Origin of the sequence: Brevundimonas sp., from assembly GCF_050729455.1 — a bacterium.
Classification (GTDB): Bacteria; Pseudomonadota; Alphaproteobacteria; order Caulobacterales; family Caulobacteraceae; genus Brevundimonas.
Map to the genome: position 1 here is coordinate 1 of NZ_JBOHLI010000007.1, position 24,618 is coordinate 24,618.

General features: G+C 66.7%; 19 protein-coding genes. 13 read left to right on the top strand and 6 right to left on the bottom strand.

The window, feature by feature from the left end; all coding sequences use genetic code 11:
- Positions 1–132: 132 nt before the first annotated feature.
- Positions 133–1,542, bottom strand: coding sequence for a short-chain fatty acyl-CoA regulator family protein (locus ACREEF_RS03255; protein ID WP_431564176.1), 1,410 nt, complete (start codon positions 1,540–1,542; stop codon positions 133–135).
- Positions 1,543–1,673: 131 nt separating this feature from the next.
- On the opposite strand from ACREEF_RS03255, the gene ACREEF_RS03260 reads away from it, so the two are divergent.
- Genes ACREEF_RS03260 through mce form a run of 6 tightly spaced genes read left to right on the top strand, consistent with a single transcriptional unit; the run spans position 1,674 to position 9,979 of the window.
- Entirely contained in the window at positions 1,674–3,209 is a 1,536-nt protein-coding gene (locus tag ACREEF_RS03260; protein ID WP_431564177.1) for an acyl-CoA carboxylase subunit beta, read from the top strand.
- Between the two features lie 44 nt (positions 3,210–3,253).
- Positions 3,254–3,991: a hypothetical protein gene (locus ACREEF_RS03265; RefSeq protein WP_431564178.1), complete on the top strand. Its 738-nt coding sequence runs from the start codon at positions 3,254–3,256 to the stop codon at positions 3,989–3,991.
- Positions 3,992–4,029: 38 nt separating this feature from the next.
- Positions 4,030–6,018 carry a biotin carboxylase N-terminal domain-containing protein gene (locus tag ACREEF_RS03270; RefSeq protein ID WP_431564179.1) on the top strand — a complete coding sequence of 663 codons (1,989 nt, stop codon included), beginning with the start codon at positions 4,030–4,032 and terminating at the stop codon, positions 6,016–6,018.
- Positions 6,019–7,401, top strand: a complete 1,383-nt coding sequence (locus ACREEF_RS03275) for a methylmalonyl-CoA mutase family protein (protein WP_431564180.1) — start codon at positions 6,019–6,021, stop codon at positions 7,399–7,401. It abuts the gene before it with no gap.
- The gene (gene scpA / locus ACREEF_RS03280; protein WP_431564181.1) at positions 7,398–9,557 is read left to right on the top strand and encodes a methylmalonyl-CoA mutase; all 2,160 of its coding nucleotides are present in this window, start codon (positions 7,398–7,400) and stop codon (positions 9,555–9,557) included. The genes ACREEF_RS03275 and scpA overlap by 4 nt, the downstream gene beginning before the upstream one ends.
- Positions 9,557–9,979 carry a methylmalonyl-CoA epimerase gene (gene mce, locus ACREEF_RS03285; protein WP_431564182.1) on the top strand — a complete coding sequence of 141 codons (423 nt, stop codon included), beginning with the start codon at positions 9,557–9,559 and terminating at the stop codon, positions 9,977–9,979. The genes scpA and mce overlap by 1 nt, the downstream gene beginning before the upstream one ends.
- Before the next feature lie 37 nt (positions 9,980–10,016).
- On the opposite strand, the gene ACREEF_RS03290 is transcribed toward mce, so the two are convergent.
- Both ACREEF_RS03290 and ACREEF_RS03295 read right to left on the bottom strand, forming a co-directional pair.
- Positions 10,017–12,578 (bottom strand): TonB-dependent receptor, encoded by a 2,562-nt coding sequence (locus ACREEF_RS03290; RefSeq protein ID WP_431564183.1) that lies wholly within the window; start codon positions 12,576–12,578, stop codon positions 10,017–10,019.
- Positions 12,579–12,805: 227 nt separating this feature from the next.
- Positions 12,806–14,863, bottom strand: a complete 2,058-nt coding sequence (locus ACREEF_RS03295) for a TonB-dependent receptor (RefSeq protein ID WP_431564184.1) — start codon at positions 14,861–14,863, stop codon at positions 12,806–12,808.
- A 130-nt stretch (positions 14,864–14,993) separates the two neighbouring features.
- On the opposite strand from ACREEF_RS03295, the gene ACREEF_RS03300 reads away from it, so the two are divergent.
- From ACREEF_RS03300 to tdh, 4 genes are read left to right on the top strand one after another with little or no spacing between them, the layout of a single operon-like run.
- Positions 14,994–15,848: a DUF4232 domain-containing protein gene (locus ACREEF_RS03300; RefSeq protein WP_431564185.1), complete on the top strand. Its 855-nt coding sequence runs from the start codon at positions 14,994–14,996 to the stop codon at positions 15,846–15,848.
- Positions 15,849–15,893: 45 nt separating this feature from the next.
- On the top strand, positions 15,894–17,096 hold the full coding sequence (locus ACREEF_RS03305) for a glycine C-acetyltransferase (RefSeq protein WP_431564186.1): 1,203 nt from the start codon (positions 15,894–15,896) through the stop codon (positions 17,094–17,096).
- 14 nt (positions 17,097–17,110) lie between these two features.
- A complete protein-coding gene (locus tag ACREEF_RS03310) occupies positions 17,111–17,410 on the top strand; it encodes a barstar family protein (protein WP_431564187.1) in 300 nt (99 codons plus the stop codon).
- A gap of 27 nt (positions 17,411–17,437) precedes the next feature.
- Positions 17,438–18,484 carry an L-threonine 3-dehydrogenase gene (gene tdh / locus ACREEF_RS03315; RefSeq protein WP_431564188.1) on the top strand — a complete coding sequence of 349 codons (1,047 nt, stop codon included), beginning with the start codon at positions 17,438–17,440 and terminating at the stop codon, positions 18,482–18,484.
- A 59-nt stretch (positions 18,485–18,543) separates the two neighbouring features.
- Here tdh and ACREEF_RS03320 read toward each other — a convergent pair whose 3' ends face one another.
- On the bottom strand, positions 18,544–18,942 hold the full coding sequence (locus ACREEF_RS03320) for a hypothetical protein (protein ID WP_431564189.1): 399 nt from the start codon (positions 18,940–18,942) through the stop codon (positions 18,544–18,546).
- Between the two features lie 198 nt (positions 18,943–19,140).
- Here ACREEF_RS03320 and rlmJ point away from each other — a divergent pair, with 198 nt between their 5' ends.
- On the top strand, positions 19,141–19,962 hold the full coding sequence (gene rlmJ, locus ACREEF_RS03325; RefSeq protein WP_431564190.1) for a 23S rRNA (adenine(2030)-N(6))-methyltransferase RlmJ: 822 nt from the start codon (positions 19,141–19,143) through the stop codon (positions 19,960–19,962).
- On the opposite strand, the gene ACREEF_RS03330 is transcribed toward rlmJ, so the two are convergent.
- Positions 19,959–20,276 (bottom strand): antibiotic biosynthesis monooxygenase family protein, encoded by a 318-nt coding sequence (locus ACREEF_RS03330; protein ID WP_431564191.1) that lies wholly within the window; start codon positions 20,274–20,276, stop codon positions 19,959–19,961. The two genes, rlmJ and ACREEF_RS03330, sit on opposite strands and share 4 nt — an antisense overlap.
- A gap of 83 nt (positions 20,277–20,359) precedes the next feature.
- On the opposite strand from ACREEF_RS03330, the gene ACREEF_RS03335 reads away from it, so the two are divergent.
- Together ACREEF_RS03335 and ACREEF_RS03340 are read left to right on the top strand one after the other, a co-directional pair.
- Positions 20,360–21,091, top strand: coding sequence for a type 1 glutamine amidotransferase (locus ACREEF_RS03335; protein WP_431564192.1), 732 nt, complete (start codon positions 20,360–20,362; stop codon positions 21,089–21,091).
- Positions 21,092–21,175: 84 nt separating this feature from the next.
- Positions 21,176–23,674 carry an ATP-binding protein gene (locus ACREEF_RS03340; RefSeq protein ID WP_431564193.1) on the top strand — a complete coding sequence of 833 codons (2,499 nt, stop codon included), beginning with the start codon at positions 21,176–21,178 and terminating at the stop codon, positions 23,672–23,674.
- Positions 23,675–23,689: 15 nt separating this feature from the next.
- On the opposite strand, the gene hemF is transcribed toward ACREEF_RS03340, so the two are convergent.
- Positions 23,690–24,544 carry an oxygen-dependent coproporphyrinogen oxidase gene (hemF, locus tag ACREEF_RS03345; RefSeq protein WP_431564232.1) on the bottom strand — a complete coding sequence of 285 codons (855 nt, stop codon included), beginning with the start codon at positions 24,542–24,544 and terminating at the stop codon, positions 23,690–23,692.
- Positions 24,545–24,618 lie beyond the last annotated feature (74 nt).

Sequence of the window (24,618 nt, forward strand, 5' to 3'; positions counted from 1 at the left end):
GATCTGCTCTTCCGAGAATCTCGCTCGTTTCATTCCGTCCGTCCTTTCAAGGGCCGGACTCTAGCTCCGCGTGGAGGAAATTCTCAGGGGCACGTCACCGCCGGTCCGCCCGGCGGGGCTTTCTTTTGGGGATCAGCTCAGGGTGTAGGGGATGACGCCGCGCACATTGTCCGGCACCCGCAGGGTCCGGTCGATGGGCGGGAAGGCGCGCTGGGCGCAGTCGGTGCGCTCGCAGATCCGGCAGCTGACGCCCATGCGGGTCGGCGGGCCGTTCAGGTCCAGCCCGGCGGCGTAGACCAGCTGATCGGCATGTTCGATCTCGCAGCCGAGGCCCAGCGCATAGCGGCGGTCGGGTTCGAGGTAGGACCCGCCTGGCTTGGACACGCTCTTGGCGATGCAGATGTAGCGCGAGCCGTCGGGCATCTCCGACAGATTGACTAGGATGCGGTCCGGGGCGCCGAAGGCCTCGTGCACGTTCCACAGGGGGCAGGCGCCGCCGAAGCGGGCGAACTGGAAGCGCGTGGCGCTGTGCCGCTTGGTGATGTTCCCCGCCATGTCCACCCGCGCGAAATAGAAGGGCACGCCGCGCCAGCCGGGCCGTTGCAACGTCGAGAGTCGGTGGCAGACTTGCTCGAAGCTGACGTGGAAGCGGTTGCGTAAGCGGTCCACGTCGTGACGCAGCTCGCGTGCGGCCTCGAGGAAGCGACGATAGGGCAACAGCAGGGCCCCCGCCGCATAGTTGGCCAGCCCGACCCGGCAGACATCGCGCGCAGCGGGAATGTCGAAGGCGGCGCGGTCCAGCTCGTGCTCGATCAGGTCGTGGAAGCGCAGCAAGACCAGCTGATGCGCCATCAGGAAGGACCGCGTCGCGCCGGGCAGGCTGGCGTCGACATAGAGGATGCGCGCCGCCGGATCGAAGCGCCGCATGGCGCCGCGCCCTTCGCCGGTGGCCAGACGGACCCCGCACAGGTCGTTCAGCGCCGCCTCCAGATCGCGCTCGGGGTGGCCGCCCGCGCCCAGACCCAGCTGCTCCGCTAGCGCCTCCGCCGCCTGATCCAGCGCGTCGATGTAGTTGTCACGATAGTGGAAGAAGTCGCGCACGGCTTCATAGGGCAGGGCGGGGGAGCCTTGCGCCCGCTCGTCCCGGCCCAGGGTCTCGTTCAGGGTCTTCAGTCGCTCGTCCAGGCGGCGATAGTCCTGATGCAGGGCCAGGAACTGACGCGCCAGCCGGGGGGTGTTGGTCACCGCCTGCTTCAGCTCGACGGGCGAGGGGGCCTCGGCGTGACCGGCGACGTCGGTGACGGCCTCGCGCAGGTCGGCGATCAGTCGGGCGTCGCCGTCCAGATCGAACAGGCTGGCGTCCACGTCGAAGGCCCGCGTCAGGGCGATCAGAACCCGCGCCGTCGCCGGGCGTTGATTGGTCTCGATCTGCGACAGGTAGCTGGGCGACAGGGTCAGCCGCCCGGCGCAGGCTTCCAGCGTCCAGCCGCGCGCCTCGCGCAGCTTGCGCACCTTGGCCCCGAGATAGAGTTTTTCCGCCATCGCAACTTTGCAAAACAGTCCATCGACCTTGGCAGGCTTACGCACTTACGCCCCTTTTGCAAAGTTGCGATTGCCTTTTTGCAATGGAGCGTCTTGTTGATCCTCAAAGATTGCAGGGAGTCGCCCAAACCATGAGCCAGGCCATCCTCGAGGAGCTCGAGCGCCGTCGCGCCGCCGCCAAACTGGGCGGGGGCGTCAAGCGCATCGAGAGCCAGCACGCCAAGGGCAAGCTGACCGCGCGCGAACGCATCGAAGTCCTGCTGGACGAAGGCAGCTTCGAAGAGACCGACATGTTCGTGGAGCACCGCAGCCACGACTTCGGCATGGACCAGCAGCGCATCCCCGGCGACGGCGTCGTCACCGGGCGCGGCACCATCGGCGGTCGTCTGGTTTATGTCTTCTCCAAGGACTTCACCGTCTTCGGCGGCTCGCTGTCGGGCGCCCACGCGGCCAAGATCGTCAAGATCCAGAAGATGGCCCTGACGGCCGGCGCCCCGATCATTGGCCTGTTCGACGCCGGCGGCGCCCGTATTCAGGAAGGCGTGGAATCGCTGGCCGGTTACGCCGACATCTTCCTGCAGAACACCCTGGCCTCGGGCGTCATCCCGCAGATCTCGGTCATCATGGGCCCGTGCGCGGGCGGCGACGTCTATTCGCCCGCCATCACCGACTTCATCTTCATGGTGAAGGACACGTCCTACATGTACGTGACCGGCCCGGACGTGGTGAAGACCGTCACCAACGAGGTGGTTAGCCACGAGGACCTGGGCGGCGCCCGCGTCCATGCCGGCAAGTCGGGGGTCGCCGACGGCGCCTTCGAGAATGATCTGGAGGCCCTGTCCGAGGTCCGCCGCCTGATCGGTTTCCTGCCCCTGTCGAACCGCGAGAAGCCGCCGGTGCGCGACAGCTATGACGAGGCGGATCGCGACGAGGCGTCGCTGGACACCCTGGTCCCGACCAATCCGAACCAGCCCTACGACATGAAGGAACTGATCCTGAAGACGGTCGACGAGGCCGATTTCTTCGAGATCGGCGCCGACTTCGCCAAGAACATCATTTGCGGCTTCGGCCGTCTGGACGGCCAGTCGGTCGGCATCGTCGCCAACCAGCCGCAGGTGCTGGCGGGGGTTCTGGATATCGACAGCAGCCGCAAGGCCGCGCGCTTCGTCCGCTTCTGCGACGCCTTCCACATCCCGCTGGTGACGCTGGTGGACGTGCCGGGCTTCATGCCGGGGACCAAGCAGGAGTACGGCGCCCTGATCAAGCACGGCGCCAAGCTGCTGTTCGCCTATGCCGAGGCCACCGTGCCCAAGCTGACGCTGATCACGCGCAAGGCCTATGGCGGCGCCTATGACGTCATGAGCTCCAAGCACCTGCGCGGCGACGTCAACTACGCCTGGCCCACCGCCGAGATCGCGGTCATGGGCGCCAAGGGCGCGGTCGAGATCATCTTCCGCAAGGAGGCCGGCGACCCCGAGGCCCTGGCGGCGCGTGAGGCCGAATACAAGGAACGCTTCGCCAACCCCTTCGTGGCGGCGGGCCTCGGCTACATCGACGACGTCATCATGCCCCACGGCACGCGTCGTCGCCTGATCAAGGCGCTCAGGACGCTAAAGAACAAGGTCCAGGACAATCCCTGGAAGAAGCACGACAACATTCCGCTGTAGAGGGGGAGATCGTGAAAGTTGTTTCAATTCAGCAGTATATATACTTGGGTACCAACATTTGGTATCTGCAAAGTCTTTCTCCGCGCCAGGGTGTTGGCACTCCCGGCGGGGTAAGAAAAAACGTCAACTCGCTCCTAGAATCTCTTGAGAAATTTGGCCTCCCAGTTAGCCGGCGCGCCGCCAGAGATTTAGAGAAATACTGTAATGAAAATCTCGTGGAAGAGAATGAGGATGTTTCTTCGCTTATAGGACAAGAAAGAGCGGACGAGATAAAGAAACTGGCTAGCAGATTGCGTCCAACAATAAATGCGGAATCGCTGGGGCTTTTTGCCTATTTGACTACCGAAAAGAGATTCTCGACGGAGAATCTTATGACCGACCCTTGGAAGCTTTTTGCGGAGGGCATCAAGGGAAGGATCGACGATGTTCCGGTTAGGGATATTGAAGACGCCGCAAAATGTATTGTATTTGAAAGAGCGACGGCTGCGGCTTTTCACTTGCTTCGTGCGACAGAAGCGGTGCTAAAGCAGTTTTATTGCCACCATATTCGTCGAAATAGAGGTCAACTGATGTGGGGCCCGATGATTTCCGGGCTGCGGGCAAAGCGAAATCCACCAGATTCAGCCCTCCTCGATCATCTGGATAGTATCAGGCGCAATTTTAGAAACCCGACGCAGCATCCAGAAAAAATATACGATATGGTTGAGGCTCAAGACTTATTCGGGGTTTGCATAGATGTTCTGAATCGAATGTCTTCTGATCTTCCAGACCGTTCTCAATAGATAAAACGTCCTTAAATGACGATTGAAGGCTTAGCCTGATGTTCTCCAAAATCCTGATCGCCAACCGGGGCGAGATCGCGGTTCGCATCATCAAGACCTGCCGCAAGATGGGCATCAAGACGGTGCTCGTTTACTCGGACGCCGACGCCGGCTCGCTGGCCTGCGAGATGGCCGACGAGACCATCCACATCGGGCCGTCGCCCGCCGCCCAGTCCTATCTGATCCAGGACAAGATCGTGGACGCGGTGCGCCAGTCGGGCGCCGAGGCGGTCCACCCCGGCTTTGGCTTCCTGTCGGAGAACCCGGTCTTCGCGCGTCGTCTGGAGGCTGAGGGCATCACCTTCATCGGCCCCAACCCGCACGCCATCGAGGCCATGGGCGACAAGATCACGTCCAAGAAGTTCGCGGCCGAAGCGGGCGTCTCGACGGTGCCGGGCCACATGGGCCTGATCGAGTCGACCGAAGAGGCGGTGAAGATCGCCAACGAGATCGGCTATCCGGTCATGATCAAGGCCAGCGCCGGCGGCGGCGGCAAGGGCATCCGCGTCGCCCATTCCGACGCCGACATGGCCGAGGGCTTCGCCGCCGTGAAGGCCGAGGCCCTGACCGCCTTCGGCGACGACCGGGTCTTCCTCGAGAAGTTCATCGTCAATCCGCGCCACATCGAGATTCAGGTGCTGGGCGACAAGCACGGCAACATCGTCTCGCTGTTCGACCGCGAATGCTCGATCCAGCGCCGCAACCAGAAGGTCATCGAAGAGGCGCCGTCGCCGCTGCTGGACGACGCCACGCGCAAGGCCATGGGCGATCAGGCCGTGGCTCTGGCGCGGGCCGTCAACTACGACTCGGCCGGCACGGTCGAGTTCGTGGCAGGGCAAGACCGCAGCTTCTACTTCCTGGAAATGAACACCCGCCTGCAGGTCGAGCACCCGGTGACGGAGCTGATCACCGGCGTCGATCTGGTCGAACAGATGATCCGTTCGGCAGCTGGCGAGACCATGGGCTTCAAGCAGGAAGACCTGTCGATCAACGGCTGGGCCATCGAGAGCCGCATCTACGCCGAGGACCCCTATCGCGGCTTCCTGCCGTCGATCGGCCGTCTGGTGCGCTATGAGCAGCCCGAGGAAGGCGATCACTCCAGTGCTGGGGGCGACTACACGATCCGCAACGATTCCGGCGTCCGCGAGGGCGACGAGATCAGCATGTTCTACGACCCCATGATCGCCAAGCTGTGCGCCTGGGGCGAGACGCGCGACGCCGCCGTCGAGGGCATGGCCCGCGCGCTGGAGGACACCCACCTGTCGGGCGTCGGCCACAACGTGCCCTTCCTGTCGGCGGTGATGGATCAGGACCGCTTCAAGTCCGGCGAGCTGTCGACCAGCTACATCAAGGACGAGTTCCCCGAGGGCTTCCACGGCCTGGCCCCCAGCGAGGCGCAGAAGGACATCTTCATCACCGTGGCCGCGGCGATGAACGAGGTCCTGGCCGAGCAGGCGGGCGATCCGTCGGAACGCACCGACTGGACCGTGCTGATCGACCGCGAGGCCCACGACGTTTCGCTGTCCTATGACGAGGCCGAGGATCTGGTTATCTCGCTGGACGAGCGCGACCTGACCCTGTCGGAAATCGACTGGCGTCCGGGCATGGCCCAGTTCAAGGCCGTGCTGGACGACGAGCCCTTCACCGCCGAGGTGAAGCGCGCGCCGGACGGCTTTGACATCCGTCACCGGGCGGCCAAGGCCCGCGTTCGCGTCCTGACGCCCCGCGCCGCCGAGATGTATCAGCGCCTGCCTGAAAAGGTCGCCGCCGACACCTCGAAACTGGTGCTGTCGCCCATGCCGGGTCTGGTCGTCGACATCCCCGTGACTGTCGGCCAGGAGGTCAAGTCGGGCGAAACCGTCGCCATCATTGAAGCCATGAAGATGCAGAACATCCTCAAGGCCGAGCGTGACGGCGTGGTGAAGGCGGTCGGCGCCAAGGCCGGTGATCCGGTCGCCGCCGACGACGTGCTGGTGGAGTTTGCGTAAATGACGACCTTTCCCACGCCGAGCCCGCTGGAGTGGCGGGAACAGGCCGAGAAGGCGCTGAAGGGGCGGGCGATCGAAAGCCTGCTGCACCTCGACGCCGACGGCCTGATCATCCGGCCGCTCTATGCCGACGCAACCGGGGTGCAGGCGCTTCGCGCGCCGCGCACCACGGACGCCGAGGGGCGGGCGTGGGACCTGCGCACCCTGGTCGAGGGCGATGAGGCGGCGGCGATCAACGCCGCCGTCCTGACCGACCTTGAAAACGGCGCCGCCTCGGTGGTGCTGAAGGGCGCGTTCACGACCGACGAGGCGTTGCTGGCCGCCGCGCTCGACGGCGTGGCTCTGGAACTGGCGCCAGTGGCGCTGGACGCGGGCTTTGACGGGGTGAAAGCCGCCGAGGCCCTGTCGGCTGTGGCCAAGGGTTCGCCCCGCGCCCAGCTGCAATTCCATCTCGACCCGATTTCGGCCTATGCCGAGGCGGCTGAAGGCGACATCGACGCCGCCGTGACCGAGGCCGCCGAGGAGGCCGCGCGTCTGGCTCCGACCTATCCCGAGGCCAAACTCTTCCTCGCCTCGGGCCGCGTGGTGCACGAGGCGGGCGGCTCGGCGGGGCAGGAACTGGCCTTCGCCGCCGCCAGCGCCACAGCCTACGTCAAGGCCGCCGTTCTGGCGGGCCTGAGCACCGAACAGGCCTTGAAGGGCGTGGTGCTGGGCGTCTCGGTCGACGCCGAATATTTCGACGCCCTGGCCAAGGTGCGGGCCATGCGCCTGATCTGGGCCAGCGTCAGCAAGGCCTTTGGGCATGAGACCCCGGCCGTCATCGAGGCCCGTTCGTCGCGGCGGATGCTGTCGGCGCGCGATCCCTGGCCGAACCTGCTGCGTCTGACCGCCGCCGGTTTCGCCGGGGCCGTGGGCGGCGCCGACGTGGTGGTGCTGGACGGCTTCACCCGCGCCGAGGGCCGTCCTGACGCCTTCGCCCGCCGTCAGGCCCGCAACACCCAGCTGGTGCTGATGGAAGAAGCCAATCTGGGCCGGGTCGATGATCCCGCCGCCGGGTCCTGGTTCCTGGACAGCCGCACCCGCGATCTGGCCGAGGCCGGCTGGAAGGAGTTCCAGTCGATCGAAGCCGAAGGCGGCGTGGTCGACGCCCTGAAGCACCACCTGATCCAGCCGCGCGTCGAACGCGCGCGCGGTCAGCTGGAGGCGGCGCTGAAGGACGGCGCCCGCCACATGGTCGGCGTCACCAAATACGTCGATCCCGATCCGCGCCCGGCCCCGGTCGAGGCCGCCGATCCCGTCGATGCGCCCGTGCGCCACGGCGCCCTGACCCCGGTGCGCTTCGCCGCGCCCTTTGAAATCGCGTCCGAGGAGGCGAGCCAATGAGCTTCCCCGACTTCTCCAAGATCGACCTGGACCTGACCGCGACCGGCGCGGGTCCGACGCGCGATCCCTGGCTGACGCCCGAGGGCCTGACGGTCGAGACTTCCTATGGTCCCGATGCGCTGGAAGGCCTCGACGCCATCCACGGCCTGCCGGGTTTCGCCCCCTATATGCGCGGGCCGTACCCGACCATGTACGCTGGCAATCCGTGGACGATCCGCCAGTACGCGGGCTTCTCGACCGCCGAGGAATCCAACGCCTTCTATCGCCGCAACCTGGCGGCGGGTCAGAAGGGCCTGTCGATCGCCTTCGACCTGGCCACCCACCGCGGCTATGACAGCGATCACCCGCGGGTGAAGGGCGACGTCGGCATGGCCGGCGTGGCCATCGACAGCATTCTGGATATGCGGACCCTGTTCGACGGCATCCCGCTGGATCAGATGTCGGTGTCCATGACCATGAACGGCGCCGTCCTGCCGATCCTGGCCCTCTATGTCGTGGCGGCTGAAGAACAGGGCGTGCCGCACGCGGCCCTGACCGGAACCATTCAGAACGACATTCTGAAGGAGTTCATGGTCCGCAACACCTACATCTATCCGCCCGAACCCTCGATGCGGATCATCTCGGACATCTTTGCGTGGACCGCGCAGGAAACGCCGAAGTTCAACTCCATCTCCATCTCCGGCTATCACATGCAGGAGGCTGGGGCCTCGGCCGAGATCGAGCTGGCCTACACGCTGTCGGACGGTCTGGAGTACATCAAGGCCGGCGTCGATGCCGGCATGGACGTGGACCGGTTCGCGCCGCGCCTGTCCTTCTTCTGGGCCATCGGCATGAACTACTTCATGGAGGTGGCCAAGATGCGGGCCGGCCGCCTGCTGTGGGCGGAAAAGGTCGCCGAGAAGTTCTCGCCCAAGGACCAGCGCTCCCTGTCGCTGCGGACCCACTGCCAGACCTCGGGCTGGTCGCTGGCGGCGCAGGACGTGTTCAACAACGTCTCGCGCACCATGGTCGAGGCCATGGCGGCGGCGGGCGGTCAGACCCAGAGCCTGCACACCAACGCGCTCGACGAAGCCCTGGCCCTGCCGACCGACTTCTCGGCCCGGATCGCGCGCAACACCCAGATTCTGCTGCAGATGGAGACGGGGCTGACCCGCACCATCGACCCCTGGGGCGGCAGCTTCTACGTCGAGCGCCTGACCCACGATCTGGCCAATCGCGCCCGCGCCCTGATGGCCGAGGTCGAGGCGGCGGGCGGCATGGCCAAGGCCATCGAGGCCGGCATTCCCAAGCTGCGCATCGAAGAGGCGGCGGCCAAGACCCAGGCCCGCATCGACACCGGCAAGCAGACCGTGGTCGGCGTGAACCGCTATCTGAACGCTGCGCCCGACGACATTCCGATGCTGAAGGTCGACAACGCCGCTGTTCTGGCCGCCCAGATCGAGAAGCTGAAGAAGCTGCGCGCCGAGCGCGATCAGGCCGCGACCGACGCCGCTCTGGAAGCTCTGACGGCCGGGGCGCGCGGAAACGCCAACCTGCTGGAGCTGGCGGTTCAGGCCGCTCGCGCCAAGGCCACGGTGGGCGAGATTTCCGATGCGCTGGAGGCCGCCTTCGGCCGCCACATCGCCACGGTGAAGACCGTCTCGGGCGTCTATGGCAAGGAGGCGGGCAATGATCCCAAGGTCGCCCGCGCTCGCGATATGGTCGCGACCTTTGTCGAGAATGACGGCGGTCCGCCGCGCATCCTGATCGCCAAGCTGGGTCAGGACGGTCACGATCGGGGCCAGAAGGTGGTCGCCACCGGCTACGGCGACCTGGGCCTCGACGTCACGGCCGGCGCCCTGTTTCAGACGCCCGCCGAGGCGGCCAAGGACGCGGTCGAGAAGAACGTCCACGCGGTCGGCGCCTCGTCGCTGGCGGCCGGACACCTGACGCTGGTCCCGGAACTGCGCGCCGAACTGGCCAAGCTGGGCCGCGAGGACATCATGATCGTGGTCGGCGGCGTCATTCCGCCCTCGGACGTGCAACCCCTGCTGGATATGGGCGCGGCCGCGGTCTATCCGCCCGGCTCGGTGATCGCCGACACGGCGGCGGACCTGATTGAAAAGCTGAACCTGCGTCTGGGCTATGCCCAGCCCGCGCCCGCGGAGACCAAGTGATGATCGGCGCTCTGAACCACGTCGGCGTCGCCACGCCCTCGATCGCGGACTCAATCAAGCTGTATCGCGACATCCTTGGCGCGACCAAGATCGGCGAACCGTTCGACCTGCCAGCCCAAGGCGTGAAGGTCTGCTTCATCGACACGCCCACGGCCCAGATCGAACTGATCGAGCCCTATGACGAGACCAGCCCCATCACCGGCTTCCTGGCCAAGAACCCCAAGGGCGGCCAGCACCACGTCTGCTTCGAGGTCGCCGACATCCACGACGCCATCGCCCAGATGCGCGCCAAGGGCGTGACCATCCTGGGAACCGGCGAGCCGCGCATCGGCGCCCACGGCACCCCGGTCGTCTTCCTGCACCCCAAGGAGATGGGAGGCGTCCTGATCGAACTGATGGAAACGCCGAAAGAGGCGCACTGACAGTCAAAAGGCCCGGTCGATGACCGGGCCTTTTTTATCAGAACAGAATCTTGCGGAAGCTGACCCGGAAGGTCCGGCCCAGCGGGTCCAGATAGTCGGGCTGATAGGCGAGGGGCGTCTCGCCCGTTCCGTCCCGCACGTCCAGCTTCTGATCGAAGATGTTGTCGATGCCGAAGCTGACGCGGGCGCCCTTCAGCCACGGATACCTGGCCACCCAGGTCTGACGCGACGACAGGTCGGCGAACAGGTTCAGGTTGACCGTCGTCAGGTCCGAGAAGGTCAGGTCGTCGTCCGGCGTGGAGCCCCCGTTGATCCGCGTGGACTCCTTCCAGTTGGCGTTCAGGAAGCCGCCCATGCCGCTCTTGAACAGGCCCATCTGGAACTGGACCTCGTTGCGCGACTGGCCGCCGCGCGACCCGATGGCGGCGCCGTCCAGCAGGTCCAGAACCGGCAGGCCGTCGCGGATCGTGATCTCATCCTGGATGCGATAGGTGTGATACAGCGAGACGTTGAAGCGGCCCTGGCCGGGTTGCATGGTCGGGCCGCGCCCGCCGCCCATCTGCATCCGCATACCGCCGCCCGGAGGAGGACCGGCGCCGCCGCCCGGCGGCGGGCCGCCTTCCATTCGCATCACGACCGGACCGCCGCCAGGGGCAGGGGAGGCGCCGGCTGGACGGGCGCCGCCCGGACCGCCGCCGCCTGGACCGCGTTGGCCCATCCGTGCCGCAGCCGCCGGATCAGGCTTGCCGAACGGGGTCGAGAAGTTGAGGCCCCAGCGGATTTCCTGTTGCTCGGCCTTCTGGAAATTCAGCGGACGGGCGTCGATCGAGATCAGGTTGTCGTCCAGGTCGCGTTCGAAGCGCTCGGGCAGGGCGGCTTCCAGTTCCGGCGTGATGGTCGGGAAGGCGGCGATGGAGCCCTCGATCTCGGTGCGGCTGTAGTTGGCCGTCAGCCGCAGGTCCTTGTCCTTCAGCGGCGTCAGGTTGAAGCCCAGCTTCAGGATGCGCTTGGTCTCTTCGGACAGGCCGGAGTTGCCGCCCTCGATGCGGGTGATGTTGACCGACTGCCCGGTGGCGAAGTCATAGACCGGCACGTTTGGGGTCGAGATGGTCGGGTCGTTCAGCTGCGACATCGACGGGGCGTTCTGCTCGTCCGACCAGCTGGCGGTGAAGCTGACCGGGCTCCACGGCGACCAGTTCAGGCCAACGGTGTAGGCGCTCAGGCCGCCGAAGTCGGACAGGTCCTGATAGGCCAGGTTCAGGTTGGCCGACAGGTCGCCCAGCACGCCCAGGACCTCGCGGTCGCGGCTGGCGATGGGCAGGTTGAAATTGCCTGAGGCGCTGGTCCGGTCGCGCGACAGCGAACGTTCGGAGAAGACGCTGGTCTGCAGCTGCCCATCATATCGCAGGCTCTCGGAATCCAGCGTCTGGGTGTTGAAGCCGACCTTGAAGGTCGAGGTCAGGGCGCCCGCCGGCCCTTCCCAGGCGGTTCCGTTGATGACGCCCTCAAGGTTGCCGCTGCTGGACACGGATCGGGCGGTGTCGAAGGGCAGGCGCGGCAGTAGGTTCGCATCGCCGAACGGATCGATCGCGCCCGCCGTCACCCCGGCCTGCAGCGCGTCCTCGTCTAGCCCGCGTCCGGTGCGGGTCTTGGTCTCGGTGCGGTCGTAGCCACCGGTCAGCGTCCAGCGCCAGTCGCCCAGATAGCCGTCCACCAGGGCCCCGACCTTGCCCGCCAGGGTGTCGGTGGTGCGCGACAGGGCGTCGGGCGCGTTCAGATGGAGGCCTTCAGCGACGGTGGACGGCGGCACGACCAGCTGGACGCCCGGCAGGCCCTGATAGGCCAGCCGCGACGTGTCCTCCAGGCTGGCGCTCAGCGTCAGGGCGGTGGTGTCGTCGAGATCGCGCACCAGAGACCCGGCGACCGACGCCTGTTCCTGCTTGGGCAGGAGGGTCCGGTAGGCGGTCGGGTCGCCGTCGTTACGGCGGATGTCACGCTCGGTCTCGTAGAGGGGGGTGTCGTTCTGGTACTCGAGATCCAGGGTCGCGCGCTGCTTGCCCGCGATGCGCAGGATGTTGCTTTCCAGATCGCTGACCGTGCGGCCGCCCTCGCCCGGGCGGCGGGCGCTGGCCTGCATGGTCAGCGAGCGGAAGTTGGCCTTCAGCACGAAGTTCACGACCCGCTGGTCGGCGCTGTAGCCGTAGGAGAGGGCGGTTTCTTCCGGCAGAATCTCGGTGCGTTCGATGGCTTCGGGCGGGATGCCGCGGATTTCCTGGAAGCCCGAGATGCGTCGTCCGTTGACCAGATAGACCGGCGCGCCGCCGCGGGAGCTGCGCGTCACCGGCTCCAGCAGGGTCATCAGCTCCTGAATGCTGCTGGCGCCGTAGGCCTTGATCTGTTCCTCGTCGAGAACCAGCTCGGGTTCGAAATCGCCTATGGCCGCGCCGCGCTTGGCGGTGCTGGCGGTGATTTCGCCCAGGTCGTAGGGCTCTTCCTCGTCCACCGGCCGCGGGCGAGTCTGCGGGACCGGCGCGGGATCGGTCGCCGCGACCGTGGGATCGAGCGAGGCGAGGGCGAGCATCATCACAACAGGGGACATGCGGAGTCCTGGGCAAACAAAGGCGCGGGGGCAGTGACGCCGCCCCCTGTTGGCGTCTGTCAGCTCGCTTAGAGACCGATGTGCGCCGAACGATGGCGGTTCAGGGTCTTCAAGATTAAAGCTCTGTAATGACGCGCAAAGTCACGCGGAACTGACAGCCCCCTTCAAACGTGAAAGGGGACGAAGTCCGTCGGACCTCGCCCCCTCTTTTTCGACAGGCGTGATTTCTAGAAGCGGGCGCGGACCCCCACCACCAGGTTGCGGCCCCGCTGCGGCGCGACTTCGGCCAGGAAGGAGGCGTGGTTGAACGCCAGTTCGTCCAGCAGGTTGGTCCCGCGCAGGAAGACCTGCGACTTCACGCCCGCCAGTTCAACGTCATAGGCCACGGTGGCGTTGACCATGTTGTAGCCCGGCGTCTCGCTTTCGAAGGCGGCGATATCGTTCTGCTTGAAGGTGCGGCTGTACTCGACGTCGCCCGACCACGGCCCGGCGAAGGCCTCGGCGCGGACGCCGACGCGGGCGGCCGGGATACGGGGCAGGTTTCCACCGTCACCCTTCAGCTCGCCGCGCACATAGTCGCCGAACACCGTGGCCGACAGCCAGGGGGTCAGCTGCTGGCGCACCTCGCCTTCGATGCCGGTGAAGGTCGCGTCGGCCTGGCTGTAGCGGATCAGGCGGAAGTCCTCGAACTGATCCAGCGTTCGGGCGAAGATGTAGTCGTCATAGATGTAGTGATAGGCGCTGACCGAGGCGGTGGTGGCGCCTGCCGTCTTGCGCAGGGTCAGTTCCAGGGCGTCGGCCGTTTCGACGTCGAGGCCCGCGTCGCCCATCTCGAACGTGTTGGTCGCCAGGTGGACGCCGTCGGCATAGAGCTCCTGCGCCGAGGGGGCGCGTTGCGAACGCGACAGCGACACCGCGCCGGTCCAGCCGGGCATGAAGTGCCAGACCGCCGAACCCGAGATCGAGAAGGGCTTGTGCTCGGCGTCGGGCAGGCCGACGGCCGAGGCCTCCTGCCATTCCTGACGCAGGGCGCCCTCGAGGTGCCAGTCGCCCAGTTCGTATTCCTCCATCACGAACAGGCCGGTGTTCTTGGTCGTGCTGGGGGCCAGGAAGCTCTCTTCGCCGATAGCGGCGAAGTCGCTCTTGCTCAGTTGCAGGCCGATCACCCCCTTGAAGCCGGCGATCTCGCGATGCTGGGCCTCGATGCGGCCGTCATAACCCTCGTTGGTGAAGGTGGTCGTGACGACGCCCTCGTCGCGTTCGTCGTGGCGATAGTCGGTATAGCCGGCGCGCAGACGGACGTTCTCGATGCCGGGCAGGGGATCGCTCAGTTCGCCGCGGACATCGACGCGACGGCTCTTCAGCCGCACCTCGGGGACGCCGTGTTCGCCTTCATGGTCGTGATCGTGGTCGTCCCCGCCGTCATGCGCGCCGCAATGCAGCGTGTCGCCGTGGGGGTGGCAGCCCTCGAATTCGTGCTCATGTCCGGCCAGTCCATAGCGGCTGGTCTGTTCGGTATAGGCCGCGCCCAGATAGCCGCGCGCGCCGATGTAGGAGGCGCCCAGGGTCGCTGTCGAGGTCTCGTTGTAGGAGCCGTCCAGGCGCGGTTCGTCCCGGTCGGGCACCTTGTAGTCGTCGGTCTTGCGGGCAGCGGCTTCGACGCGGACGGCGAAGTTTCCGGCGCCGACGGTCATGCCGACCACGCCCGCTTCCTCGTTGTCGACCGAGCCGAGTCGGAACTCGGCCACGCCCTCGCCGCCGTTCGCCGGAACGCGGGTGGGGATCTTCTTGTCCAGCAGGTTGACCGCCCCGCCGATGGCGCCGCCGCCGTAGAGCAGGGCCGAGGGGCCGCGCAGGATCTCGATGCCTTCCAGCAGCAGGGGCTCGCCGGAAATGGCGTGGTCGGGCGAGACTTCGGAGGCGTCCATAAGGCCGGCGCCTTCGCTCAGCACCTTGACGCGCGGGGCGGCCTGACCGCGCACCACCGGACGGCTGGCGCCGCCGCCAAAGGTGTCGGAGTTGACGCCGGGAATGCCGCTGAGGGTGTCGCCCAGGGTCGACTGGCGGCGATGAACCAGGTCGTCGCCGCTCAGCAGGGCGACGTGCGAGCCCACGTCGTCGCCGGCGCGGCCCAGCGGCAGGGCGCGCACTACGACCTCCGCGATCTCGGTCGGTTCGTCCTGCTGCGCCGTCTGGATGACGTCGTCAGCCGCGAAGGCAGAGGTCGAGAGGGCGGCGGCCCCGGCGGCGGTCAGCAGGAAGGTTTGAAGTCGCAAGGCACGCATCCCCGTTACAATGTCGCGGACTTGATATGTTATAGTGTATCACTACGCAACCGCCTCGCTGCATTTCCTTGCAAGCGGAGCCTTTGGCGCAGAGCGGCGTTCGGACGGGACGCTGTCAGAGAGGCCGCCCGTGAGCCGGTTCGCCGTTGCGTTGATGTCTTGTCTCGGGGTGACCGTGGCCGCCTGTTCGCAAGAGCCGACGCCCACGCCTTCGGCCCCGGTCGAGGCGCCGGGCAGTCCGCCCGCCGCCGTCGGCTACGCCTGTGAGAGCGGCAAGGTCGTCACCGTGACCTACCCGGATACGGAGACGGCGCGGGTTTCCTACGACGGGCGTGACTACTTCCTGACCAGTTCGGTCTCGGCCAGCGGCGCCCGCTACGCCGGGCAGGGGCTGGAATGGTGGACCGCCAGCCGCAACGGGCAAGAGAGCGGAACCCTCAGCCGACTGGGCGCGAACCCCCAGGCCGCCGCGACGGTGATCGAGCGCTGCAGCCGTCCTGTCCCGGTCCTGGCCCCGGCGCCGGTCGCCCCTTGTGTCGGCGCCGACCTGAAGCTGTCGGTCGAGGGCGGGGATGCGGGCATGGGTAATCGCGTCACCACCCTGGGTCTTCAGAACGTCGGGACAGGCGTCTGCACCCTGACCGGCTATCCGACCGTGACCCTGGCCAACGCACATGGCGGCGCCCTGACGGCAGTTAAGGCGGTGCAGGAGCCGGGCAATTACTTCACGCAAGGAACGGCCCCGACGTCGGTCCTGTTGAAACCACAAGCCAAGGCTTATTTCGATGTGGCCTGGAACGTCGTGCCGCATGAATCCGAGGGCGAGAAGGCCTGCCCCGAGGTCAAGGCCCTGCGTCTGGCCCCGCCCGGTGACACGGCTCTGGTCAGCCTGCCGCTGGCCCTGACCCCGTGCGGGCGGCAAATTCGTGTCGGCCCGTTTCGTCCGGTCGTCGACGCTTCGGCCGGACCTGCCCCTGCGGCCTGAAATCAGGGGTTCAAACCTGCCTGAATTCAGCGTAGCGGAGAAATCATGACCCAGAGCACCAATACGGCCTTCTACGACCGCATCTCCGCCGAACTGGCTGACATCGACGCCCAGGGCCTGACCAAGCCCGAGCGCGTCATCGCCTCGCGTCAGGGGCCGGTGATCTCAGTGAACGGCCGCGACGTCCTGAACTTCTGCGCCAACAACTACCTCGGCCTGGCCGGCGACGAGCGCGTCACCCAGGCGGGCATCAAGGCGATGGAGAAGTGGGGCGCGGGCACGGCCTCGGTCCGCTTCATCTGCGGCACTCTGGAGATCCACAAGGAGCTGGAACGCGCCATCGCCGACTATCTCGGCTTTGAAGACACGATCCTGTTCGCCGCCGCCTTCGACGCCAACGGCGGCATCTTCGAGCCCCTGTTCACCGAGGCCGACGCCATCGTCTCGGACAGCCTGAACCACGCCTCGATCATCGACGGCGTGCGCCTGTGCAAGGCCAAGCGCTATCGTTTCGCCACCTCGGACATGGCTGATCTGGAGGCCCAGCTGAAGCAGGCCCGGGCCGACGGCGCGCGCGAGATCATCATCGCCACCGACGGCGCCTTCTCGATGGACGGCTATGTCGCCAAGCTGAAGGACATCCGCGCCCTGGCCGACCAGTACGGCGCCCTGATCATGGTCGACGACTGCCACGCCACCGGCTTCATGGGCGACAAGGGGCGCGGCTCCTACGCCCATTGCGGCGTCGAGGTGGACTTCGTCACCGGCACCTTTGGCAAGGCCCTGGGCGGCGCCATGGGCGGCTTCATCTGCGCCAAGGCTAATGTCGTGGCCCTGCTGAAGCAGCGCGCGCGGCCCTACCTCTTCTCCAACGCCCTGGCGCCCGCCGTCTGCGGCTCGTCGCTGGAAGCCATCCGCATCGCCGCCGGCGAAGAGGGCGACGCCCTGCGCGCCCAGCTGTTCGCCAACGCCGCGCGCTTCCGCTCGGCCATGACGGCGGCGGGCTTTACGCTTCAGCCGGGCGAGCACCCGATCATCCCGGTCATGCTGGGCGACGCCAAGCTGGCGCAGGACATGGCGGCGCGGATGCTGGAGCTGGGCGTCTATGTCATCGGCTTCTCGTTCCCGGTGGTGCCGCGCGGCCAGGCCCGCATCCGCACGCAGATGTCGGCGGCGCACACCTTTGAACAGATCGACGCCGCCGTGGCGGCGTTCACCCAGGCGGGCAAGGAACTGGGCGTCATCTGACGCGGGATCTGGAAATGGAAGCGCATATCGACGGGCGGACAATCAAAACCACCGACGATTTCTATGAGGCTTTTGCCAGGATCGAAGGGGTGCCGAATTGGTTCGGTCGAAACCTCGACGCCCTGTGGGACACGGTGACAGGTCTGCTGGAAAAGCCGGTCACCCTAGACTGGCGGAATTTCCAAGCTTCCAGAGATGCAATGGGGCCTGACTTCGAGACGCTCATTGAGCTTCTCCTTCAGGCTCAGGCAGAGACGGCCTCAGCCCCCGACCGTGTAAGATTTGAACTGAAGCTCGACGGCCAGCCCGGCTAGGGCTGCGCGAGTGGGAGAAATGAACTGATGACCCAATCCATGAAGGCCCTGGCCAAGACCAAGCCGGGCGTGGGCCTCGAGATGATCGACGCCCCCATCCCCGTCGCTGGCGACGAGGACGTGCTGATCAAGGTGCACCGCACCGCCGTCTGCGGCACCGACATCCACATCTGGAACTGGGACGAGTGGTCCCAGAAGAACGTCCCGGTGCCGATGATCACCGGGCATGAGTTCGCCGGCGAGATCGTCGCCATCGGCAAGGACGTGGATCGCCGTCTCAAGGTCGGCCAGCGCGTCTCGGCCGAGGGTCACGTCATCGACCTGAACTCCGAAGCGGCCCGCGCCGGTCACTTCCACCTGGACCCCGACACGCGCGGCATCGGCGTGAACCGTCAGGGCGCCTTCGCCGAGTTCGTCGTGGCCCCGGCCTTCAACGTCATCGAGCTGCCCGACGACGTCCCCTATGAGATCGGCTCGATCCTGGACCCGTTCGGCAACGCCGTGCACACGGCGCAGCAGTTCGACCTGCTGGGCGAGGACGTGCTGGTCACCGGCGCCGGCCCCATCGGCATGATGGCCGCCGCCGTGGCGCGCCACGCGGGCGCCCGCACTGTGGTCCTGACCGATATCAACGACTTCCGCCTGGAACTTGCGCAAAAGGTTGCGCCGGGCGTACGCACGGTCAACACCACCAAGGAAGACCTGCGCGACGTCATGCACGAGCTGGGCCTGAAGGTCGGCTTCGACGTGGCGCTGGAGATGTCGGGTTCGCCCATCGCCTTCAAGCAGTGCGTCGACACCCTGATCATGGGCGGCGGCATGGCCATGCTGGGCATTCCGTCCAAGCCCATGGAAACCGATTGGGGCACGATCATCCTGAAGGCCCTGACCATCAAGGGCGTCTATGGGCGTGAGATGTTCACCACCTGGCGCAAGATGCTGGGCCTGCTGAAGGCCGGTCTAGACCTGACGCCGCTGATCACTCACCAGATGCCCTATCAGGACTTCGAGGCGGGCTTCGAGGCCATGAAGTCCGGCCAGTCCGGCAAGGTCGTCCTGAACTGGGCCGACTGATCGTGTTCTGAGGCGTGAAGCCGAGGCCCCCTGACCGCAAGGCAGGGGGCCTTATGGTATCAGGCCTGGGCCGAGCGCGGGCCGGTGGCGCGGAAGACGATGATCGCGAACAACACCATGCCCAGCAGGATCACCAGGCCCGACAGGGCCACCACGGGCTGGGCCAGGGCCAGGGCCGGTTGATACTGGATCAGCACGATGGGAAGGCTGGGGACCATCATCACCACGCCCGTCACGGCGACCCAGAAATGCGCCCAGGCCAGCCTGCCCCGTCCGGCCTGCGGCACGATGCGATAGAACAGGCCGTAGATCGACATCGACACCCAGCCCAGCAGGTTCAGGTGGGCGTGGGCGCTCTCGGTCGAATGATCATGGGTCGCGCCCATGACGTTGCCCCAGATCATGCCGATCAGGGCGGCCACGACGGCAAGGCGCAAGAAGAGGTTCGACAGGGTCATGCGATCGCTCCAGTTTCGGGCGCTGCTTGCTCCATGGATAACACTGGTCGATCATTTTATCCAATCTGTCGTGCCGCAAGGGTCCGCATCAGCGGGCAGGGCGGCATGATCTCTGGTCTCGAACATCGCGAACATGCGGCGGCCGAGGGTTCCGCTATTCGACTTGACCGCGCGGGCTGGGCGGGGGACGGAGCGGGCATGAACTATCGTCACAGCTTTCACGCCGGAAATTTCGCCGACCTGGTCAAGCACACCCTGGTGCTCTGGCTGCTGAAGGAGCGGCAGGCCAAAGGGCCGGTCACAGTCATCGACACCCATGCGGGTGCGGGCGTCTATGACCTGTCGGGCGACGGCGCGCGGTCGCGAGAGGCCGAGGCGGGCGTGGCGCGGCTGATGACCGCCGAGGACCGTCCGCCGCTGATCGAGGCCCTGGCGGCTGAGGTCGCGGCGCTGAACCCTGACGGCGGCGCGCGCTTCTATCCCGGCTCGCCGCTGTTGATCGCACGGGCGCTGCGTGACGGCGACCGCTACCTGGGGTTCGAGTTCAACCCGCCGGTCCAGGAAATGCTGGCCGAGGCCCTGGCCGACCAGCCGGCCGCTGAGGGGCATCAGGGCGACGGCTATGTCGAGGCGCTGAAGGCGGCGCGGACGATCAAGGGGCCGCTGGTCCTGATCGATCCGCCGTTCGAACGGCCCGACGACTATGTGCGCTCGGCCGAGACCGCCGCGGCCATCCTGCGCCATGACCACACGGCGACAGTGGCGATCTGGACCCCGCTGAAGGACATGGAGACCTTCGACGGCTTCATCCGCCGACTGGAAGAGGCCAGGGTCGGCCGGGTGCTGGTGGCCGAGGCGCGCCTGCGGCCGCTGAACAATCCGATGAAGATGAACGGCTGCACGATGACGGTGGTCAATCCGCCGCCGGGCGCCGAGGCCGCGGCGGCGGAGATCTGCGGCTGGGTGGCGACGACGCTGGGCGAAGCGGGCACCAAGGCCGAGGTCTGGACCGCAGGTTAGGCCTCGACCACCTCGCCCGGCTCATAGAGGTGAGGCTCGAAGGTGGCGATGGCCAGGATCGGTTCCATGGCCGCCACCACGTCGGGATGGCGGGTCATGGCCTTCCATTCCGGGGCGCTGGACCAGACGGCGTGATTGGCGACGACCCGCCCGTTCAGGCCGCGATGCAGGGTCGCCGAGACGAAGCCGGGCAGGAGCCGCTGCACCTGCGCCAATGTCGCCAGATGCTCGATCAGATCGTTCTGACGGCGCGCGTCGCACTTGAAGATATTGATCAGGATGATCGGGGAATCGGCGTGCGCGTCGGCGGTCATGAAGGGCGGCCTCGTTGCAATCGCCTGACTTCTACCCCAATCCAGAGACAGACGCTTCCTTCTCCCCGCTGGAAAACGCCGAAATGACCCGTATCGCCATTCTGGAAACCGGCCACCCGCCCGAGCATCTGCGGGACGCCTTCGACGACTATCCCGCGCGCTTTCGCGCCCTGCTGGGCGAGAACGTGCCGACGGTGCGGTTCGACGTGCAGTCGGGGCATCTGCCGGAAGATCCGTCGATCTTTACCGGGGCCATCGTCACGGGGTCGGCGGCGGGGGTCTATGACGACCTGCCGTGGATTTCGCCCCTGGTGGACTGGCTGCGGGCGGCGCGGGGCCAGACGCGGCTGTTGGGCATCTGCTTCGGCCATCAGGTTCTGGCCCACGCGTTCGGCGGCAGGGTCGAGAAGTCGCACAAGGGCTGGGGCGTCGGCCTGCACCGCTACGACGTGATGTCGCATGAGCCGTGGATGCATCCGCGCGCGCCCTCCATCGCCATTCCGGTGTCGCATCAGGATCAGGTGGTCGAGGCGCCGAGCGACGCGCGGGTGATCGCCTCCAGCCCCTTCACCCCCTACGCCGGTCTGGCCTGGGGCGAGGAGGCGGTCAGCTTCCAGTGCCACCCCGAGTTCCAGCCCGCCTACGCCGCCGCCCTGATCGAGGGGCGGCGCGGGCATCGCATCCCGCATGACCTGGCGGACGAGGCCCTGCTGAGCCTGGAAGGCGCCAATGACCGCGCCGTGCTGACGGCCTGGATCAGGGCCTATCTGCTGCTGACCCCGCCGCCGGTCGAGGCCGACGGCAGCGGCATCTGAGCGGCGGACTTCACCTCGTTCGTTGAACGCTAAACCTTGCTCAACTTCTGTCGTGCCAATCTGAAACGTCAGTTTGGAAACACCATGTCTTCACCGAGTGCCGCGTGGGTCGCGATCGTCGTCCTGTTGTCGTTCGCCGCCTTTCCGGCGAAGAGCGCCGCGCCGACTCGGTCCGAGATTGATCTCGCCGAGGCCGTTGAGGAGCGCGCCGCCCGGACGAATTTCGCCGCCCTGGAGCGTTTCGGCGAGGCGGCGTTGAAGCGCCCCGGTCGCGAAGGCCTGAACCGCCTCTATCATGTCGCCTGGACCCTGATGAATCAGGGCGAGTTCGAGAAGGCGGGGATGTGGAACCGGCGTCTGGCCGATCGGGCGCGGGCCCAGGGCGATGTTCGATATGTCCAGATCGCCCGGCTGAACGACCTGACCGCCCGCTACGACCAGGGCGACCTGAGCGCCGCGGACGAGATGAATCGTGTCGCCGAAACCACGACCGACTGGTTCGTAAAGGCCCATGCGACCCGACTGGCCGCCCTGGCCCTGATGGATCAGGACCGCGTCGGCGACGGATTGCGGCTGCTCAGCACGGCCGAGGCCGAGGTGCCTGAAGAGGATCCTTTCGCCGCCACCGCCCACGCCGGTCTGTGGGAAGTCACCGGCATGGGGTTGATGAAGCTCAACGACGTCGTGGGCGCGGCGACGGCGTTTCGCCGCTTCGAGATCGACTATTCCGACCCGGCCTATCCGCGCCCGGACTTCGACAGCCTGTACAACCTCACCAAGATGGCGGTGCAGGTGGGCGACCAGGCGACGGCCGAACGCTACTACGCCGCGCACCATCGTCTGACCCGAAAGGCCGGGCTGGAAAGCCTGGCGGTCTATGACGCCGGCCTGTGCGCCCTTGTCGCCGACGCCCGCCGCGCGTCGCGCGATGTTCTGGCCTGTCTGGCGCCCTATGGCGAGGATCTGGCGGACGCCGCCTTCCTGGCGCTGGATGTCCTGCCGCTGCGCGCCGTCGCGCGGGCGCGGACGGGACAGCTGGCCGGCGCGCGGCGCGATCTGGAGACCCTGCGTCGTCTGGATATCGAAGGCGGCGTCGATTCCCATGTGGCTCTGGTCGACGCTGAAATCCTGTTCGCCTCGGGACAGCCGGTCGAGGCCTATGCGGTGCTGCGCGACTATGAACGAGTCCGCGAGGTTCGAGCCGCGCAGCGGTTCAGTTCGGGCATCCGGCAGGTCACGGGCGACATTCAGGAACAGCTGGACCGCCGTCGCCAGCAGCTGGAGACCGTGCGCGCCAACACCGAGCTGCAGCGGACGGTCATTCGCTGGCAAAACTGGATTGTCGGCATTGGCGTGGTCTTCATGCTGTCGGCGCTGCTGACTCTCTTGTGGCAAAGGCGGCAGGCGGCGGAACTGCGTCGCGCCCGCCGCCGGGCCGAGGACGCCAACCGGTCCAAGAGCGAATTCCTGGCCAATATGAGCCACGAGATCCGCACCCCCCTGAACGGGGTGGTGGCCATGGCCGACGCCCTGGCCCAGCGCGATCTGAACGCTGACGAGCATGACATGGTCGAGGTCATCCGTTCGTCAGGGGCGACGCTGGAGCGTTTGCTCTCCGACATTCTGGACAGCGCCCGGATCGAATCCGGCCAGGTGACGATCGAAACCGCCCCCTTCCATCTGGGGCGGGCGGTGCACGACGTGGCCGCCCTGTGGCGCATTCCGGCCGAGGCCAAGGGGGTGGCGGTGGTCGCCCATGTCGATCCGAGGCTGGACCGGCTGGTCGAAGGCGACGCGGTGCGGGTGCGCCAGGTCCTGACCAATCTGGTCAGCAACGCCCTGAAATTCACCGCCGAGGGCGAGGTCTCGCTGACGGTCGAGCGGGGGGCCGAAGGCGACATACGTTTCACCGTCGCCGACACGGGCGTGGGCTTCGACGACGAGCAGAAGGCGCGGATTTTCGGCCGCTTCCAGCAGGCGGACGGCTCGATCACCCGGCGCTTCGGCGGCACGGGGCTGGGGCTGGCGATCTCGCGCGAACTGGTCGAGCTGATGGGCGGGCGGCTGGAGTGCTACAGCATGCCGGGCGAGGGCTCGCGCTTCTGGTTCGAGATTCCGTTGCCGCCGGTCGAGGCGGCGAACGAGGCCGCCGAGGTGGTGGAACCGCTAGGCGACGTGCGCGAACAGCCGCTGCGGGTGCTGCTGGCCGACGACCACCCGGCCAACCGCAAGGTCATCGAGATCATGCTGGGCGCGACGGCGATGGAGCTGGTCGCGGTCGAGGACGGGGCCCAGGCGCTGGAGACCTTCAAACGCGAGACGTTCGACCTGGTGCTGATGGACATGCAGATGCCGGTGATGGACGGCTTGACCGCCACCGCCGCCATCCGCGCCTTCGAGGCCGAGGACGGCCGCGCGCGGACGCCGATCCTGATGCTGACCGCAAACGCCATGACCGAGCATGTCGAGGCGGGACGCGCGGCGGGCGCCGACGGCCACCTGACCAAGCCGTTGACCATGGCCGCCCTGTTCGACGGCATGGCGCGCGCCGTGGCGTTCACCGAGCGCGCCAAGGTCGCCTGACGTCGGCTCAGGCCGCTACGGCCACTTCACCACCGGCGGCATGGAGCTGAGGATCGACTCGACGTTGCCGCCGGTCTTCAGCCCGAACATGGTGCCGCGGTCGTAGAGCAGGTTGAACTCGACGTAGCGGCCGCGCCGGATCAGCTGTTCCTCGCGTTCTTCCGGCGTCCAGGCCTCGGTCATACGGCCCGAAACGATCCTTGAATAGACCTCGAGGAAGGCCTTGCCGACATCCTGGGTGAAGGCGAAGTCGCGTTCCCAGTCGCCGCTGTCGTGGTGGTCGTAGAAGATGCCGCCGGTGCCGCGCGGCTCGTTGCGGTGGGGCAGGAAGAAGTATTCGTCGCACCACTGCTTGTACTTGGCGTGCCACGCCGGGTCGTAGGCGTCGCAGGCGCCCTTCATGGCGGCATGGAAGGCGAGGGTGTCCGGGTGGTCCTGACGGCGATCCGAGTCCAGCACCGGCGTCAGGTCGCCGCCGCCGCCGAACCAGGTCTTGGTGGTCGAAATCAGGCGGGTGTTCATGTGCACGGCTGGCACGCGCGGGCTGACCGGGTGGCAGATCAGGCTGATGCCGGTGGCGTAGAAGCGCGGGTCTTCCTCGGCGCCGGGCACATTCTTCGCATAGTCGGCGGGGAAGGTTCCGTGAACCGTCGAGCAGTGAACGCCGACCTTCTCAAACAGACGCCCGTGCATCATGCCCATGACGCCGCCGCCGCCTTCCTTGCGGTCCCAGGGCGTGCGCACGAACCGGCCGGCCTCGCCGGGGAAGAGGTCGGCGGGGGCGGCGTCCTCCAGGGCCTCGAAACCGGCGTGAATCTGATCGCGCAGGGTCTCGAACCAGACGCGGGCGCGCTCGCGATGCTCGACCATCAGGGTGGGGGTCTCTTGGATCATCAGGGCTTCAACCATGACGGACGGCCTTTGTGAACAGTGTGCGGTGCGCG

Coding starts and splice junctions, on each gene's coding strand:
- tdh (WP_431564188.1), top strand. CDS start 17,438: ATGACCCAATCCATGAAGGCCCTGGCCAAGACCAAGCCGGGCGTGGGC.
- ACREEF_RS03320 (WP_431564189.1), bottom strand. CDS start 18,942: ATGACCCTGTCGAACCTCTTCTTGCGCCTTGCCGTCGTGGCCGCCCTG.
- ACREEF_RS03275 (WP_431564180.1), top strand. CDS start 6,019: ATGACGACCTTTCCCACGCCGAGCCCGCTGGAGTGGCGGGAACAGGCC.
- mce (WP_431564182.1), top strand. CDS start 9,557: ATGATCGGCGCTCTGAACCACGTCGGCGTCGCCACGCCCTCGATCGCG.
- ACREEF_RS03340 (WP_431564193.1), top strand. CDS start 21,176: ATGTCTTCACCGAGTGCCGCGTGGGTCGCGATCGTCGTCCTGTTGTCG.
- ACREEF_RS03330 (WP_431564191.1), bottom strand. CDS start 20,276: ATGACCGCCGACGCGCACGCCGATTCCCCGATCATCCTGATCAATATC.
- scpA (WP_431564181.1), top strand. CDS start 7,398: ATGAGCTTCCCCGACTTCTCCAAGATCGACCTGGACCTGACCGCGACC.
- ACREEF_RS03305 (WP_431564186.1), top strand. CDS start 15,894: ATGACCCAGAGCACCAATACGGCCTTCTACGACCGCATCTCCGCCGAA.
- ACREEF_RS03290 (WP_431564183.1), bottom strand. CDS start 12,578: ATGTCCCCTGTTGTGATGATGCTCGCCCTCGCCTCGCTCGATCCCACG.
- ACREEF_RS03335 (WP_431564192.1), top strand. CDS start 20,360: ATGACCCGTATCGCCATTCTGGAAACCGGCCACCCGCCCGAGCATCTG.
- ACREEF_RS03310 (WP_431564187.1), top strand. CDS start 17,111: ATGGAAGCGCATATCGACGGGCGGACAATCAAAACCACCGACGATTTC.
- ACREEF_RS03270 (WP_431564179.1), top strand. CDS start 4,030: ATGTTCTCCAAAATCCTGATCGCCAACCGGGGCGAGATCGCGGTTCGC.
- ACREEF_RS03295 (WP_431564184.1), bottom strand. CDS start 14,863: ATGCGTGCCTTGCGACTTCAAACCTTCCTGCTGACCGCCGCCGGGGCC.
- ACREEF_RS03255 (WP_431564176.1), bottom strand. CDS start 1,542: ATGGCGGAAAAACTCTATCTCGGGGCCAAGGTGCGCAAGCTGCGCGAG.
- hemF (WP_431564232.1), bottom strand. CDS start 24,544: ATGGTCGAGCATCGCGAGCGCGCCCGCGTCTGGTTCGAGACCCTGCGC.
- ACREEF_RS03260 (WP_431564177.1), top strand. CDS start 1,674: ATGAGCCAGGCCATCCTCGAGGAGCTCGAGCGCCGTCGCGCCGCCGCC.
- rlmJ (WP_431564190.1), top strand. CDS start 19,141: ATGAACTATCGTCACAGCTTTCACGCCGGAAATTTCGCCGACCTGGTC.